The sequence below is a fragment of the Roseicella sp. DB1501 genome, from assembly GCF_013112485.1.
Taxonomy (GTDB): domain Bacteria; phylum Pseudomonadota; class Alphaproteobacteria; order Acetobacterales; family Acetobacteraceae; genus Paracraurococcus.
The window spans coordinates 37732-53406 of the sequence record NZ_JABFHG010000022.1; the positions used below are offsets into that span (position 1 = coordinate 37732).

Sequence of the window (15675 nt, forward strand, 5' to 3'; positions counted from 1 at the left end):
TGGTGCCGCAGCGGCTGGCAACCCGCGTGCCAGCCGCGTGGCCGGCGCCGCTACTCCAGCCGGATGCCGGCCCGGCGGATCACCTCGCCCCATTTCCGGTGCTCGGCGAGGATATGCGCGCGATAGGCCTCCGGCGTCCCGGGCAGTGGCGTCGCGCCGAGCTCGGCCAGCCGGCGGCCTGCCTCCGGCATGGCGAGCATCCGCACCAGCGCCGCATTCGCCCGGGCGACGATCGGCGCCGGCGTGCCCTTCGGGGCCAGCAGCCCGAACCAGGCGGTGACCTCGTAGCCCGGCAGGGTCTCGGCGATGGCCGGGATCTCCGGCGCGCCGGACCAGCGCTGCCGGCTGGTCACGCCGATGGCGGTGAGGGCGCCGGAGCGGATATGCGGCAGGATGGAGGGCAGGTTGTCGACGCCCCAGGCGATGCGGCCGGGCAGCAGGTCCCCGAGCATCGGCGCGCTGCCGCGATAGGAGACGTGGTCGCCCTCGATCCCCGCCTGCAGCCGGAAGAGCTCGGCGGCGAGATGCGTGCTGCCGCCGATGCTGGTCTCGCCATAGGCAAGGCGCCGCTGCTTCGCCAGCGCGATCAGCGCCGCCGCGTCGCGGGCGCCGAGGGAGGGATGCGCCGCCAGCAGGTTCGGCACCTCGGCGACGAGGGAGATCGGCGCGAAATCCTCGATCCCGTCATAGCCCGGATCGGGATAGAGATGCGCGTTGATCGCCTGGGTGCCGGGCGAGCCCATCAGCAGGGTGTAGCCATCCGGCTGGGCGCGGGCGACGGCGGCGGCGCCGATATTGCCGCCGGCGCCGGAGCGGTTCTCCACGACGAAGCTCTGCCCCAGCACCTCCTGCAGCCAGGCGGCGGTGAGGCGGGCCATGATGTCGACGGTGCCGCCGGGCGGGAAGGGCGCGACGATGCGGACGGGGCGCGCCGGCCAGGGCTCCTGCGCAAGGGCCGGCAGGGGGGCTGGCAGGGGGGCTGGCAGGGCGGGCGCGAGGGCGGCGAGCGCGGCGAGCAGCGGGCGACGGCGCATCACGCGATCTCCTCCGCGGGGGCGAGCGCGGCGAAACCCTCGCGCAGCGCCGCCGGGATCGGGGTTGGCCGGCGCGCCGCCGGGTCCAGCATCACCATCACGGCGCGCGAGGTGGCGAAGCAGGCCCCGCCGTGGAACAGCCCCTGCTCGACGGTGAGGCTGCTCTCGCCGAGCCGCGTCACCGCCGTGCCGATGCGGACCTGGCCGGGGAAGTGGATCTCGGCGCGGTAGTCGATCTCGACCCGGGCGACGACCATGCGCACCGGGCTGTCCTCCGGCGGGCCGGCGACGGCGCGCATCACCTCGACCCGCCCGGCCTCGCAGAAGGCGCCGATGGCGCCGTTGTTGACATGGCCGTTCATGTCCGTGTCGGCGATCCGCAGCTTCTCCTCCGTCCAGAAGGGGAAGCGTGCGGGCGCGGGCGGTGGCGGCGGCATGGGCGGGGATCCTCCGGGCTTTGGCCCGAGGCTCCCGGCCGCGCCGCCGCGCGTCAAGCCGGGCTCAGCGCTTCTTCTCGGCCTCGTAGCGCGCCTTGTTCTCGGCATTCGGCGGGTAGAGGCCGGGCAGCTTCTCGCCCTGCTCGACCTTGCTGACGATCCAGGCCTCGAGCCGCTCCTGCTCCGTGCCGCCGGCCAGCACCTCGTCGAGGAAGGCGGCCGGGATGCAAACCGCGCCATCGTCGTCGGCGACGATGATGTCGCCCGGGAAGACCGCGACGCCGCCGCAGCCGATCGGCTCCTGCCAGCCGACGAAGGTGAGACCGGCGACCGAGGGCGGCGCCGCCCCGCCGCGGCACCAGACCGGCATGTCGGTGCCGACCACGCCGGCGACATCGCGCACGCAGCCATCGGTGACGAGGGCGGTGACGCCGCGCTTCATCAGCCGGGCGCAGAGGATGTCGCCGAAGATGCCGGCATCGGTGACGCCCATGGCATCGGCGACGGCGATGACGCCTTCCGGCATGTCCTCGATCGCGGCGCGGGTGGAGCGGGGGGAGGACCAGCTCTCGGGCGTCGCCAGATCCTCGCGCGCCGGGACGAAGCGCAGCGTGAAGGCCGGGCCGACCAGCCGCTTGCCCTTGGCGGTCGGGGTGAAGGGCTGCGGGCCGCGCATCCAGATGTTGCGCAGGCCCTTCTTGAGCAGAAGGGTGGTGATGGTGGCGGTGGAGATGGTCTCCAGCATCGCGCGGGCGGTGGGGTCGAGGGACATGCGGCGCTCCTGATCGTCTGCCACAGGCATAAACCCGGCCCGCTCGCGCAGCCAGCCGACGCCGCCATGCCGCGGCCCGGCCGACCCGTGGGTAACTAATCCATAAGTTGTGATGTATTCTCTTGTCTCTACCTTACTGCGATGAGACCAAGAGGCAGACCGAGTCGTGGAAAACGCGAGACCTGTCGCGGCCATCTTCTGCAAGAGCTTCCGCCCGGATTTCGAGCGCCTGGAGCGTCTCGTCGACAGCGTCGAACGCTTCGTGGAACCCGATATCTGCTTGCTTCTCTCCGTCCCTGCGGAGGACCGGCGAGCTGCCGATGCCCAGTTTGGCCGCAACGGGCGGGTGCAGATCGTCTGCGACGAGGACTATGTCCGGAACGGCACGACGAAAGGCTGGGTCGGCCAACAGATCTGCAAGATGAACGTCTTTCGGACCGGCTTCGCGGACCTCTACTTCGCCATCGATTCGGACAGTTACTTCATAAGGCCATTCGGGTATGCCGATTTCCATGATGAGGGCGGCTGTCCGAAGGTGATCGCCTCGCCAGTCTTCACTGGCTACGAGGACTGGAACACGCGCCTCAAGGCGTTGCTTGACGGTGCCGAACCACCCCCGCTTCCCATCATACGACCCGAAGGGTCGCGGCCCCGGCTTGATCTGTCCGGGCTGCGGACGGCCAACCTCGCCACCCTGTCCGCCGGCGAGCGCGAACCTCTGCTGGAATTGGTCTTCGGCCGGCAGACGCGTGGGCTGGCATTCCAGCCTTGCCAATTCCTTGCCGCGGCTGTGTTGCGAAGCCTGGAGGAGGATCTCCTTGCGCAGGACGTCAGCTTGCACGATGCGCTGCACATGGTGCCGTGGGAGTACAACTGGTACGGCAGCTACTGCCTGCATTCACGGCCCATCGCCCTGGCGCTGGTGACTTCACCGACGATCATGTTCGCCACCCTGAACGCGGTCGAGAATGCGCGGCAGCGCGACCTCACGCATGCCGTGCTGGCGCGGCACTTCGCCGCGGTGCAGATGGCAGCGCGGCATCACGATACCCTGAGTCTGGAGTAATGGAATCCACGGCGCGGCCGATGCATCGGCCGCGCCGCCAGTTCGTCGGCGTCAGGCCGCCGCCATCTCCACCATATGCTGCGCGGCTTCCAGCAGGCGATGCGCGCCATGCTCGCGCTGCGCGAAGCGGCGCCCCTCCTCGCCGAACTGCCGCAGGCTGCCCGGGTCGCCCAGCAGGCCGGCGACGGCCGCTTCCAACTCGCCGGTGCCGACGAGACGGACACCGGAGCCTTCGCCGAAGCTGCCCTGGATGGCGGCGGCATGCGCGACCACCGGGGTGCCGCAGGCAAGGGATTCGATCAGGGCGCGGGGAACACCCTCCCAGAGGGAGGAATGCACCATGAGGCGCGCTCGCCCGAGCTGGGCCAGGACATCGGCATTTGGCAGCGCACCTAGGAGGCGGATGCGGTCGTGCCCCGCCGCCGCGGCAGCCACCTCATCCTGCATCTCGCCGCTGCCGATCATGGCGATGCTGAAGCGCCCGAAGAATGGGCGCAGCGCGATCTGATTTTTTCGCGCCTCGAAGGTGCCGACATTGATGATGTCGTAATGTGGGGCGTGGCCCTGGCGCTCGGCATGCACCCGGTCGGCGACGGTCCAGTCGATGAATTTGGGCAGGATCCGGCAGGCGACCCCATCTCCGGCAGCGGTCCTGACCGCCGCCATCTGGCTCCCGCTCTCCGCGAACACGAAGCGGGCCGCCGCGAGTTCGGGCTCCACGGCATTGCCGCCGAGGATAAAGCCGATCTTCGGGCGGGATGCCGCCAGGGCGGCGAGGATGAACGGGACGATGTCGTAGCCTATTCCCTTGAAGACGATGGCATCCGGCCTGTCCGCGGCCAGTGCGTCGCGCAGGGCGGTGGAAACGCTGCGGTGCGGTGCGGCGGAGCGATCATCGGCCGGAAAATAAACAACCGGGACAGTGTCGGCGAAGACGTCGCGCTTGAAATCGCTCCCGCCGTAAACCCGATAGATGGCGGCGTCATGTCCCTGCCGAACGAGCTCCTGCGCGATTACAGCTTCCCGGATTTCACCAAAGAGCTCCGACGCAGGATGGGACAGAATGATTCGGATTTTCATGGGGCCGGCGCGATTGTTTATTCTTATCAATCAGCAATCTTTATAATAGTTTATTAATCGCCGCTTCCACCAGAACCTCCGGCGCCGCCTCCACCGACAGTTCGATCACCCCCTCCTCCGCGCCCGGCAACTCAAACGTCGCGAACTGGCTCGCCATCAGGCTCGGCGGCATGAAATGCCCCGGCCGCGCCGCCTGCCGCGCGCCGATCAACGCCGGGTCGCCCACCAGGTGCAGCAGCCGCAGCGCCGGCCGCCCGGCCCGCAGCCGGTCGCGATAGATCCGCTTCAGCGCCGAGCAGGTGACGACGCCGCCCAGCCCCGCGCCGCTCCGCGCATCCACCCAGGCGCCGATCGCGTCCAGCCAGGGCCAGCGATCCGCATCGACCAGCGCCTCGCCGCGGCTCATCTTCGCGATGTTGGCCGGCGGGTGGAAGGAATCGGCATCGGCGAAGGCGACGCCCAGCCGCGCCGCCAGCAGCGTGCCCACCGTGCTCTTGCCGGCCCCGGAGACGCCCATCACCAGGACCAGCGGCTTCGCCTCCACCATGCCCGGCGTCTCAGCCCTTCGCATCGGCCGGCTTCGGCGGCTCCAGATGCCCGCCGAAGCCCTTGCGCTGGGCGGAGAGCACCTTGCCGGAGAAGCGCGCCTCGTCGCGGCTGGCGAAGCGGGCATAGAGCGCCGCTGAGAGCACCGGCGCCGAGACCGCCGTCTCCACCGCCGCCTGCACCGTCCAGCGGCCCTCGCCGCTGTCGCTCACATGGCCGGAGAAGCCGGCCAGCTCCGGATCGCTGGCCAGGGCCTGCGCCGTCAGGTCGAGCAGCCAGCTCGCCACCACGCTGCCGCGGCGCCAGGCCTCGGTGATGTCGGCGAGGTTGAGGCTCAGCCGCTGCTCCGGCGGCAGGGACTCGCTATCGGCATGCTTCAGGATGTCGAGCCCCTCGGCGAAAGCCTGCATCATCCCGTATTCGATGCCGTTATGGACCATCTTGGTGAAATGCCCGGCGCCGTTCGGCCCGGCATGCACATAGCCCTCCTCGGGCCGCGGATCGGCGCCCTCGTCCCGGACCCGCCCGGGCGTCGGCGCCGCCGCCGCCTTGCCCGGCACCAGCGCGGCGAAGATCGGGTCCAGCCGCCGCACCACCTCGGCCTCGCCGCCGATCATCAGGCTGTAGCCGCGCTCCAGCCCCCAGACGCCGCCCGAGGTGCCGATATCGAGGAAATGCAACCCCCTGGCGCGCAGCATGGCGCCACGGCGGACGCCGTCCTTCCAGAAGCTGTTGCCGCCATCGATCAGCACGTCGCCCGGGGCGAGCAGCCCGGCGAGCGTCAGCAGGGCCGCCTCGGTCGCCTCGCCCGCCGGCAGCATCACCCATACGGCGCGCGGCGGGGCGAGGGCGGCGACCAGCGCCTCCAGATCCGCCACGGCCTGCGCCCCCTCGGCGGCCAGCACCCGGCCCGGGGCCGGGTCGCGGTCGAAGGCGATGCAGGCATGCCCCGCCCGCAGCAGCCGCCGCACGATGTTGCCGCCCATCCGGCCGAGGCCGACCATGCCCAGCTGCACCCGGTGATCCTTTCCGCAACGGTGGCGAGAAAGGGGTGTGTAGCCCCGGCCGGTCGGGTCGGGGAAGCGGGCGGCGCGGCACGGAAATGGCTAAGCTCAATCCTATGAAAGGCGGAGCCATGCGAGACTGCGACCCATGAGCGACCGCATCGGCTTCCTGCTCAACGGCGCGCCGGTCAGCCTGCCGGCCGGCACCTCGCCGACCATGACCCTGCTCGACTGGCTGCGCGGCCCGGCCGGCCTCACCGGCACGAAGGAGGGCTGCGCCGAAGGCGATTGCGGCGCCTGCACGGTGGTTCTGGAGGCGGCGGATGGCGGCCGGGCGCCGATCAATGCCTGCCTCGCCATGCTCGGCCAGATGCATGGGCGCGCGATCCGCACGGTGGAGGGGCTGCGCGGCGAGGAGGGCGGGCCGCATCCGGTGCAGCGCCGCCTGGCCGAGGCGGATGCCACGCAATGCGGCTTCTGCACGCCCGGCATCGTCATGGCCGCCTGGGCGCAGGCGCGCGAGGGCGGCGACCCGCATGAGGCGCTGGCGGGCAATCTCTGCCGCTGCACCGGCTACCGGCCGATCCTCGACGCCCTCGCCGCCATGCAGGATGACAGGGCGCCGCCGCCCGTGCTGCCGGTGGCCGGCACGGCGTGTTTCACTGCCGAGGGCCAGGTCTTCCACCACCCGGCGAGCCTCGCCGAGCTGCTGCGGCTGCGGGCGGCGCATCCCGCGGCGCTGCTGCTTGCCGGCGGCACCGATCTCGGCCTGCTGGCGAGCGAGCACCGCCAGCGCCCCGCCGCCGTCATCGCGCTCGACGCCGTGCCGGAATTGCAGGCTTGCACGGGCGATGCGGCGGGGCTGAGCATCGGCGCGGCGCTGCCCTATGGGCGGCTGCTGCCCTGGCTCGATGGCGGGCTGGCGCCCTTCGCCGCCCTGCTGCGCCGCCTCGGCTCGCGGCAGATCCGCAGCCTCGGCACGCTCGGCGGCAATCTCGGCACCGCCTCGCCCATCGGCGATGCCCTGCCGGTGCTGCTGGCCCTGGGCGCCGGGCTCCGCATCGCCTCGGCACGGGGGGAGCGGGCGTGCGCGGTGGAGGAGTTCCTCACCGGCTATCGCCGCACCACGCTGGCGCCGGACGAGGTCATCCTGGCCATCCGCCTGCCGCGCCCCGCCGCGGGCGAGATCCTCGTCTGCGAGAAGCTGTCGAAGCGACACGACCAGGACATCGCGGCGGTGAGCGGCGCCTTCCTGCTGCGCGTCGAGGCGGGGCGCGTGGCCGCGGCCCGGCTCGCCTTCGGCGGCATGGGGCCAATGGCGGCGCGGGCCCGGGCGGCCGAGGCGGCGCTGACGGGGGCGCCCCTGGCACGTCCTGCCTTCGAGGCCGCGGCGGCGGCGCTGGCGCAGGATGTCGCGCCGCTCTCCGACTGGCGCGGCAGCGCCGCCTATCGCCTCGCCGCGGCGCAGGGGCTGCTGCGCCGCCTGCACTGGCGCATCGCCCGCCCGGACCTGCCGCTCGAGGTCCACGCGCTGTGACGGCGCATCCCGCACCCCCGCAGGCCGCCGCGCGCGGCATGGGCGCCGCGCTGCGGCAGGACAGCGCGCTGAAGCACGCGACCGGCGAGGCCCGCTTCCTCGACGACCTGCCCGAGCCGCCCGGCCTGCTGCATGCGGCGCTCGCCCTCTCCCCGGTCGCGCATGGCAGGCTGGCGCCGCTCGACCCGGCGCCGGCCCTGGCCCTGCCCGGCATCGTCGCGGTGCTGCGGCCGGGAGACATTCCCGGCCGCAACGACATCGCCTCAGCCGGCAGCAACGAGCCGCTGCTGGCCGAGGGCATGGTGGAGCATGCCGGGCAGCCGCTCGCCATCGTGGTCGGCATGACGCGCGACGCTGCGCTGGCCGGCGCCGCGGCGCTGCGGCCGGAGATCGCGCCGCTGCCGGCGATCCTCAGCCTCGAGGAGGCGATCGCCCGCGAGGCCTGGGTGATGCCGCCGCAGGAGATCCGCCGCGGCGATGCCGCCGCCGCCCTTGCCGCGGCGCCGCACCGGCTCGCGGGCGAGTTCCGCGCCGGCGGGCAGGAGCATTTCTATCTCGAGGGCCAGATCGCCCTCGCCTTGCCGGGCGAGGATGGCGAGATGACCATCCATTCCTCCACCCAGCACCCGACCGAGGTGCAGCACATCGCGGCCCGCGTGTTGGGCTGCCCCTTCAGCCGCGTCACCGCGGTGACGCGCCGCATGGGCGGCGGCTTCGGCGGCAAGGAGAGCAATGCGAGCTGGGTGGCCGCGGCGGCGGCGCTGGCGGCGCGGCATACCGGGCGGCCGGTGAAATTGCGCCTGTCCCGCAAGGCGGACATGGCGGCGACCGGCAAGCGCCACCCCTTCCTCTATCGCTGGCAGGCCGGCTTCGACGGCACGGGCCGAATCCTGGCGCTCGACGCCACCCTGGCGGCGGATGCGGGCCACAGCCTCGACCTCACCGCCGGCGTCGTCTTCCGCGCCATCACTCATGCGCTCGGCTGCTGCGACGTGCCGGATGTGGCGCTGCGGGCGCTGGCCTGCCGGACCAACACCGTCAGCCACACCGCCTTCCGCGGCTTCGGCGGGCCGCAGGGGGCGCTGCTGATCGAGGATGTGGTGCACCGGGTGGCGGGCGCGCTCGGCCAGCCGCCGGAGGCGGTGCGGGCGCGCAACTTCGCCGGCGGCGAGAACGGCGCCGAGACGCCCTATGGCCAGGCGCTGGAGGGGGCGCTGATCCGCCGGGTCTGGGCCGAGGCGCAGCGGGATGCGGACTGGTCGGCGCGGCGGCGGGAGATCGCCGCCTTCAACGCCGCGCATCCGACGCTGCGCCGCGGCCTCGGCAGCATGGTGCTCGCCTTCGGCATCTCCTTCGGCCAGATGCACATGAACCAGGCCGGCGCGCTGGTGCATGTCTACACCGACGGCTCGATCCGCCTGAACCATGGCGGCACGGAGATGGGGCAGGGGCTCTTCATCAAGGTGGCGCAGGTGGTGGCCAGCGTCTTCGGCGTCGATGTGGACCGCATCGCCCTCTCCGCCACCAGCACGGCCGAGGTGCCGAACACCTCGCCCACCGCGGCCAGCACCGGCAGCGACCTCAATGGCTGGGCGGCGCATGCGGCGGCGAGCGCGATCCGCGGCCGAATGGCGGCGGTGGCGGCGGCGGAATGGGGTGTGCCGGCCGAGGAGATCGCCTTCGCCGAGGGCCAGGTGACGGCCGGCGGCAACCGCGCCATGGAATTCGGCGAACTCGCCCGGCTCGCCTACATGCAGCGGGTCTCCCTCTCGGCGACCGGCTTCTACCGCACCCCCGACATCCACTGGGACCGCGCCGCCATGCGCGGCGAGCCCTTCTTCTACTTCTCCTACGGCGCCGCGGCGGTGGAGGTGGCGGTCGACCTGCTGACCGGCGAGCATCGCTGCCTCGCCGCGCATCTGGTGCAGGATTGCGGCCGCAGCCTCAACCCGGCGGTGGATCTCGGCCAGGTGGAAGGCGCCTTCGTCCAGGGCCTCGGCTGGCTGACCTGCGAGGAGCTGTGGTGGGATGCCGAGGGACGGCTGCGCACCCTCGGCCCCTCCACCTACAAGATCCCGGGCAGCCGGGACGTACCGCCGGTGCTGCGGGTGCGGCTGCTGGAGGGGGCGCCGGCGCGCTCGGAGACCATCTTCCGCTCGAAGGCGGTGGGCGAGCCGCCGCTGCTTCTGGCGACGGCGGTGTGGAACGCGCTGAAGGATGCGATCGGCACCGACCGGCTGGACGCGCCGGCGACGCCGGAGCGGGTGCTGATGGCGATCCGCGGGGGCTGAGCCCGGCCCGCAGGACGCCCGCCGGGACGTGCTTCGGGCCCCGAGGCGAATCCCGGGCCCCCACGAGGCCGCGCAGCCGCGTCGTGGGGAGGCTACGCCCGATCGGCCGCCGCACGCGGGGTCGGCATCACCGCGCCGCCGCCCTCGCCCGGCGGCGCCAGCGCCGCCTCCATGGCCAGGCGCAGGGCGCCGAGCTTGCGCTCGTTCTCGACCTTCAGGCCGAACACGTCCTTGACGTAGAAGACATCGACCGCCCGCACGCCATAGGTGGTGATGTGGGCGGAGCCGATCTGCAGCCCCTGGTCGCTGATCGCGGCGGTCACGTCGTGCAGCAGGCCCGGCCGGTCGCGGCCGTTCACCTCGATCACCGTATGGGTGTTGGAGGCGTGGTTGTCGAAGACCACCCGCGGCGGCACGGTCACGGCGCGCAGCCGCGCCGGCTCCCGCCGCACCTTGCGGATCTCGTCCTTCAGCCGCAGCCGGCCCGACAGCGCCTGCTCGATCAGCACCGAGAGCCGGGCAAGGCGGTGCGGCGCGTCGAAGGCGCCGCCGGCGGCGTCCTGCACCCAGAAGGTGTCGAGCGCCATGCCGTTGGTGAGCGTGTGGATGCGGGCATCGACGATGGAGGCGCCGGCGACGGCGAGCGCCCCGGCGATGCGGCTGAACAGGCCGGGATGGTCGGCGGCGTAGACGGTGATCTCGGTCACCGCCCGGCTCTCCAGCACCCGGGTCTTGACCGTGAGCGGCGCCTTGCAGGCCTCCGCCTCGCGGATCAGCTCGGCATGGCGGGCATGCGTCTCGGCATCGAAGGAGAGCCAGTAGCCGGGATAGCCGAGGCCGAGGAAATGCCCGCGGTCCGCCTCGGGCCAGCCCGCCAGCATGGCCGCCGCCGCCTCCCGCGCCCGGGCGACGCGCACGTCGCGCTCGGGCACGGAGAGCCCGCCGGCCAGCACCTCGGCCACGCGCCAGTAGACCTCGCGCAGCAGGGTCGCCTTCCAGCCGTTCCAGACCTTGGGCCCGACCGCCCGCATGTCGCAGACCGTCAGCACCAGCAGCAGCCGCAGCCGTTCGGGCGACTGCACCAGGTCGGCGATGTCGAGGATGGTCTTCGGATCCTCGATGTCGCGCTTGAAGGCGGTCTGGCTGATCAGCAGGTGGTGCAGCACCAGCCAGGAGACGGTCTCGGTCTCCTCCGGCGTCAGGCCGAGCCTGGGGCCGAGCTCGCTGGCGATGCGGGCGCCGAGCTCCGAGTGGTCGCCGCCGCGGCCCTTGGCGATGTCGTGCAGCAGCGTCGCCATGTAGAGCGCCCGGCGCGACTGCAGCTGGCTGATCAGCTCGGAGGCGACCGGCGCCGCCTCGGCCAGCTCGCCGCGCTCGACCTGCTGCAGCACCCCGATCGCCTCGATGGTGTGCTCGTCCACCGTGTAGACATGGTAGGTGTCGAACTGCATCAGCCCGACGATGCGGCCCCAATCGGGGATGAAGCGGGTGAGGAAGCCCGTCTCGTTCATCAGCCGCAGCCAGGTGGCGGCGTCGCGGCCGGTCAGCAGGTCGAGGAAGAGGGTGTTGGCCTCCGGCGTGCCGCGCAGCTCGATCGCGTGATGGGCGTTGCGGATCAGGGCGCGGATGGCGAGGGGGTGGATCTCCAGCTTGCGGTCCCGCGCCGCCTTCAGGATCCGCAGCATCAGGATCGGCTCGCGGGAGAAGTCGCGGTTCGGCGGCGCCGCCACCAGCTTGCCGTCGGCGAAGGCGAGGCCCGCCTCGGCCAGCGCCGCATCGCCCTGCCGCCGGGTGGCGGGCGGGCCGAGCGATGCCCGCTCGATCGCCGGCTCCAGCACCCGGGTCAGGCGGAGCACGTCCCGCACCGTCAGGAACAGGTGCTTCATGAAGCGCTCGACGCCGTCCTGCCGGCCGCGCGGGGTGTAGCCCATGCGGGCGCCGACCACGGGCTGGAAGTCGAAGGTCAGCCGGTCCTCGGCGCGGCCGGCGACGTAGTGCAGGTGGAAGCGGACGGTCCAGAGGAAGTCCCAGGCGCGGCGGATGGCGCGCGCCTCGTGCTCGGTCAGCAGGCCGCCGCCGGGGCTCTCCGGCCCGACAAGATCTGGCATGCGCTGGGTGTTGAAGGCGTAGCGGGCCAGCCAGTAGAGGGTCTGCAGGTCGCGCAGCCCGCCGCGTCCCTCCTTGACGTTCGGCTCCACCAGATAGGGGCTGTCGCCGTAGCGCGCATGCCGGGCGGCGCGCTCGGCCCGCTTGGCGGCGAGGAAGGGGCCGAGGCCGCGCTGCTCGCGCATGCGGGCGAAGGTCTCGGTGAAGCGGTCGAAGATCGGCCGCTCGCCGGCCAGGAAGCGCGCATCGACCAGGGCGGTCATGATGGTCGCGTCCTTGGTGCTCTCGTCCAGGCAGTCCTGGATGCTGCGGGTGGCGTGCCCGACCTTCAGCCCGAGATCCCAGAGCAGGTAGAGCACGAACTCCACCACCCGCTGCGCCCGCGGACCGGCCGTCCGGTCGGAGAGGAAGAGCAGGTCGATGTCGGAATAGGGCGCCAGCACGCCGCGGCCGTAGCCACCGGTCGCGACCAGGGCGAAGGGCGGCTCGGCCAGCTCCGCGGCGCCGCGCGCCGGCACCATCGCCAGGGCGTAGTGATGGATCGCCAGCATCAGCCCGTCGCTCAGCGCCGCCAGCCAGCGGGCGGCGGCGAGGCCGGAGAGCTCATGCGCCTCGAAGCTCTCCTGCACCGTGCCCTGGATACGGCCGAGATGCCGCCGCAGCGTGTCGAGCGCATCCTCCCGGCGGATCGGGCCTCCTCCGGCTTCCCCGGTCAACTCGGCGATCAGGTCCGGGATGACACTCGGCATCTCGGCCAGCACCGGATGGCGCTGGGCGTTGGCCCGGGCGGGAAGAGCGGAGGCGGCGGTCATTCCCGCCAGAGTAGCCGCACTCAGTCGCCGGGGACAGCACCATCCAATAGGCTTTTAAGGTGATACAGCGCCTCCTGCGCCTCCCGCGGCGAGAGCGCGTCGGGATCGAGCGCCGCCAGCGCGGCCAGGGCGGGATGCGTCGCGGGAGGGGTTGCGGGCGGCATCGGCGCATCGCCGGCGCCGGCCGCGGCAGGCCGGGCAAAGAGCGGCAGCTCGTCCGAGAGCGGGTCGAGGCCCTTCGCCCGCGCCTCCAGCGCCGCCAGCACCTGCGCCGCCCGTGCCAGCACCGCGCGCGGGACGCCGGCGAGCTTCGCCACATGCAGGCCCCAGGACCGTTCGGCGGTGCCGGGCGCGACGCTATGCAGGAAGACCACCTCGCCTTTCCATTCCTTCGCACGCATCGTGGCGGGCGCGAGTTCGGGCAACTTGCCGGCGAGCGCGGTGAGTTCGTGAAAATGCGTGGCGAAGATGGTGCGGCAGCGGGTGCGGTCGTGCAGCGCCTCGAGCGCCGCCCAGGCGATGGCGAGCCCGTCCCAGGTCGCGGTGCCGCGCCCCACCTCGTCCAGCACCACCAGGCTGCGCGGCCCGGCGAGGTTCAGGATCGCCGCCGTCTCCGCCATCTCCACCATGAAGGTGGAGCGGCCGCCGGCCAGGTCGTCCGAGGCGCCGACGCGCGAGAACAGCCGGTCCACCAGGCCGAGCCGGGCGCTCTCGGCCGGCACGAAGAGCCCCGCCTGGGCCAGCACCGCGATCAGCGCATTCTGCCGCAGGAAGGTGGACTTGCCGGCCATGTTCGGGCCGGTGAGCAGGCAGATCCGCCGTCCCGGCGAGAGGTCGCAGTCATTCGGCACGAAGGCGGGGCCGCGGTTGCGGGCGAGCGCCGCCGCCACAACCGGATGGCGGCCGCCCATGATGCAGAACTCCGGCCGCGCCGTGATCTCCGGCCGGGACCAGCCGCCCTCGGCGGCGAGCTCGGCGGCGGCGGCCTGCAGGTCGATCTCCGCCAGCGCCGCGGCCGCCTCGGCGATCCCCGGCGCGGCGGCGAGGCAGAGCCCGCGCAGGTGCCGGGCGATCGCCTTCTCCCGCCGCGCCGCTTCCGCCGCCGCCTCGGACAGGCGGCGGTCGAGGGCGGCGAGGCTGGCGCAGGTGAAGCGCACGCCATTCGCCATGGTCTGGCGGTGGATCGGGGCGAAATCGCCCGTGGCGCCGGCGGGTGGGTTGCGCAGCAGCGCCTCGCCGGCGGCGGCCGGCAGCTCGGCGAGATAGCCGAATTGCTGGTGGTGGCGGACCTTCACGCTCGCCACCCCCCAGGCCTGGGCGAGGTCGAGCTGCAGCGCGGCGATGGCGCCGCGAGCGTCGTCGCGCAGCCGCCGCAGGCCGTCGAGCTGCCCGTCATAGCCCGGCGCCACGATCCCCGGATCGTCGAGCCGCGCCGGCAGGGTCTCGGCCAGGGCGCGGGCGAGCTCCGGCGAGGGATCCTCGGCCGGGCGCAGCGCCCGGGCGCAGCCGGCGAGCAGGGGCGGGACCGGCACCAGCCCCTCCGGCTGCGCCAGCGCCTCGGCGATGGCGGCGCCGCGCGCCAGCCCGTCGCGGATCGCCGCCAGGTCGCGCGGCGCGAAGCGGTCGAGCGCCAGCCGGCCAAGGGCGCGGGCCATGTCCGGCATGCCCTTCAGCCTGGCCCGGATCGTGGCGCGCAGCGCCGGCGCCGCCAGCAGCGCCGCCACCGCATCGTGCCGCGCCGCGATCGGCCCTGGCTCGGCCAGCGGGCAGCCGAGCCGGTCGGCGAGCAGCCGCGCCCCGGCGGCGGTCACGCTGCGGTCGACGGCGCCGAGCAGGCAGTCGCGCCCGCCGCCGCGCTCGCTTTTCAGGATCTCGAGGCTGCGGCGGGTCGCGGCATCCATCTGCAGCACGCCGCGGCCGCCGCGCGGCACCGGGCGGGAGAGATGCGGCAGGGCGCGGCCGGCCTCGCCCTTCTGGGTGGCGCGGACATAGTCGAGCGCCATCGCCGCCGCTGCCGTCTCGGCCGGCGAGAAGCTGCCGAAGCCATCCAGCGTGGCGACGCCGAAGGCCTCGGCGAGGCGCCGGGCGCCGTCGCGCGGCGGGCTCGCCTCCACGGCGCCAGGGAGCGCCGCTGCCAGCGCCGCCGGCGCCAGCACCTCGGCCGGCTCCAGCCGCGCCAGCAGCGCCGGCAGCTCGCCCGCCGCCAGCGCCTCGGTCTCGAAGGCGCCGGTCGAGAGGTCGAGCCAGGCGGCGCCGAGCCGCTCGCCCTCCTTCTCCCCCGACCTGTCTCCCTCCGGCGCCAGGGCCAGCAGCCAGGCCGGCCGCGCCGCGTCCAGCAGTGTCTCCTCGGTGACGGTGCCGGGGGTGACGAGGCGCACCACCTCGCGCCGCACCGCGCTCGCCTTGCGCCGCTTCGCCTCCTCCGGCGTCTCCATCTGCTCGGCGATGGCGACGCGGAAGCCGCGGCGGATCAGCCGTGCCAGGTAGCTCTCATGGCTGTGCGCCGGCACGCCGCACATCGGGACGCGCTCACCTTGGTGCTCGCCGCGATAGGTGAGGGCGATGTCGAGCGCCTCGGCCGCCGCCTCGGCATCGGTGAAGAACAGCTCGTAGAAATCGCCCATGCGGAAGAAGAGCAGCGCATCCGGATGCGCCGCCTTCAGCCCGAACCACTGCGCCATGGCGGGGGAGGCGCCGGCGGCGCTGGGCAGCCGGGCGGAATCGAGGGCCTGGTCCATGCCGGTCTCTACCCCGTCCGCCGCCCCGGCGGCAGCCCCGGAGGCAGGTTGCTCGTTTTCGCCCGGAAACGATGCTTCGCGGCGGCGAAGCGCCCGCCTTCACGGCGGCGGCGGGGGCTGCCTAACACTACCTGGGCAGTATTCGATCTGGTGGCGGTCGGAACCGGCGTCGGCAATGCGGACAGCAGATCGGTGGGACAAGCTCAGCGAGCAGCCGCGCCATAATGGCGCGGCGCACGGCCGGCAGGCTCG

Annotated in this window: 11 protein-coding genes; 3 read left to right on the forward strand and 8 right to left on the reverse strand. The window is 73.0% G+C overall.

The window, feature by feature from the left end:
* Window positions 1-50: 50 nt before the first annotated feature.
* The 3 genes from HJG45_RS26785 to HJG45_RS26795 form a co-directional block, all read right to left on the reverse strand.
* Window positions 51-1034, reverse strand: coding sequence for a tripartite tricarboxylate transporter substrate binding protein (locus tag HJG45_RS26785; RefSeq protein WP_171616889.1), 984 nt, complete (start codon window positions 1032-1034; stop codon window positions 51-53).
* Window positions 1034-1471 (reverse strand): thioesterase family protein, encoded by a 438-nt coding sequence (locus HJG45_RS26790; protein ID WP_171616891.1) that lies wholly within the window; start codon window positions 1469-1471, stop codon window positions 1034-1036. Before HJG45_RS26790 ends, HJG45_RS26785 begins: the two co-directional genes overlap by 1 nt.
* A 64-nt stretch (window positions 1472-1535) precedes the next feature.
* Window positions 1536-2243, reverse strand: a complete 708-nt coding sequence (locus HJG45_RS26795) for a ribonuclease activity regulator RraA (RefSeq protein ID WP_171616893.1) — start codon at window positions 2241-2243, stop codon at window positions 1536-1538.
* Between the two features lie 166 nt (window positions 2244-2409).
* Here HJG45_RS26795 and HJG45_RS26800 point away from each other — a divergent pair, with 166 nt between their 5' ends.
* A complete protein-coding gene (locus tag HJG45_RS26800) occupies window positions 2410-3309 on the forward strand; it encodes a DUF6492 family protein (protein WP_171616895.1) in 900 nt (299 codons plus the stop codon).
* 51 nt (window positions 3310-3360) lie between these two features.
* Here HJG45_RS26800 and HJG45_RS26805 read toward each other — a convergent pair whose 3' ends face one another.
* The 3 genes from HJG45_RS26805 to gnd are packed head-to-tail and all read right to left on the reverse strand — an operon-like array spanning window position 3361 to window position 5951.
* On the reverse strand, window positions 3361-4389 hold the full coding sequence (locus HJG45_RS26805; protein WP_171616897.1) for a glycosyltransferase family 4 protein: 1029 nt from the start codon (window positions 4387-4389) through the stop codon (window positions 3361-3363).
* A 40-nt stretch (window positions 4390-4429) separates the two neighbouring features.
* Entirely contained in the window at window positions 4430-4960 is a 531-nt protein-coding gene (locus HJG45_RS26810) for a gluconokinase (RefSeq protein ID WP_217363053.1), read from the reverse strand.
* Entirely contained in the window at window positions 4947-5951 is a 1005-nt protein-coding gene (gene gnd, locus HJG45_RS26815; protein ID WP_171616899.1) for a phosphogluconate dehydrogenase (NAD(+)-dependent, decarboxylating), read from the reverse strand. Before gnd ends, HJG45_RS26810 begins: the two co-directional genes overlap by 14 nt.
* Window positions 5952-6087: 136 nt before the next feature.
* On the opposite strand from gnd, the gene HJG45_RS26820 reads away from it, so the two are divergent.
* Window positions 6088-7476, forward strand: a complete 1389-nt coding sequence (locus HJG45_RS26820; RefSeq protein WP_171616901.1) for an FAD binding domain-containing protein — start codon at window positions 6088-6090, stop codon at window positions 7474-7476.
* Window positions 7473-9767: a xanthine dehydrogenase molybdopterin binding subunit gene (gene xdhB / locus HJG45_RS26825; RefSeq protein ID WP_368040684.1), complete on the forward strand. Its 2295-nt coding sequence runs from the start codon at window positions 7473-7475 to the stop codon at window positions 9765-9767. Before HJG45_RS26820 ends, xdhB begins: the two co-directional genes overlap by 4 nt.
* A gap of 92 nt (window positions 9768-9859) precedes the next feature.
* Here the strand turns inward: xdhB and HJG45_RS26830 are convergent, their stop codons facing one another.
* The gene (locus HJG45_RS26830; protein ID WP_171616903.1) at window positions 9860-12685 is read right to left on the reverse strand and encodes a [protein-PII] uridylyltransferase; all 2826 of its coding nucleotides are present in this window, start codon (window positions 12683-12685) and stop codon (window positions 9860-9862) included.
* Window positions 12686-12705: 20 nt separating this feature from the next.
* Window positions 12706-15423: a DNA mismatch repair protein MutS gene (mutS, locus tag HJG45_RS26835; RefSeq protein WP_171616905.1), complete on the reverse strand. Its 2718-nt coding sequence runs from the start codon at window positions 15421-15423 to the stop codon at window positions 12706-12708.
* Window positions 15424-15675: the final 252 nt, after the last annotated feature.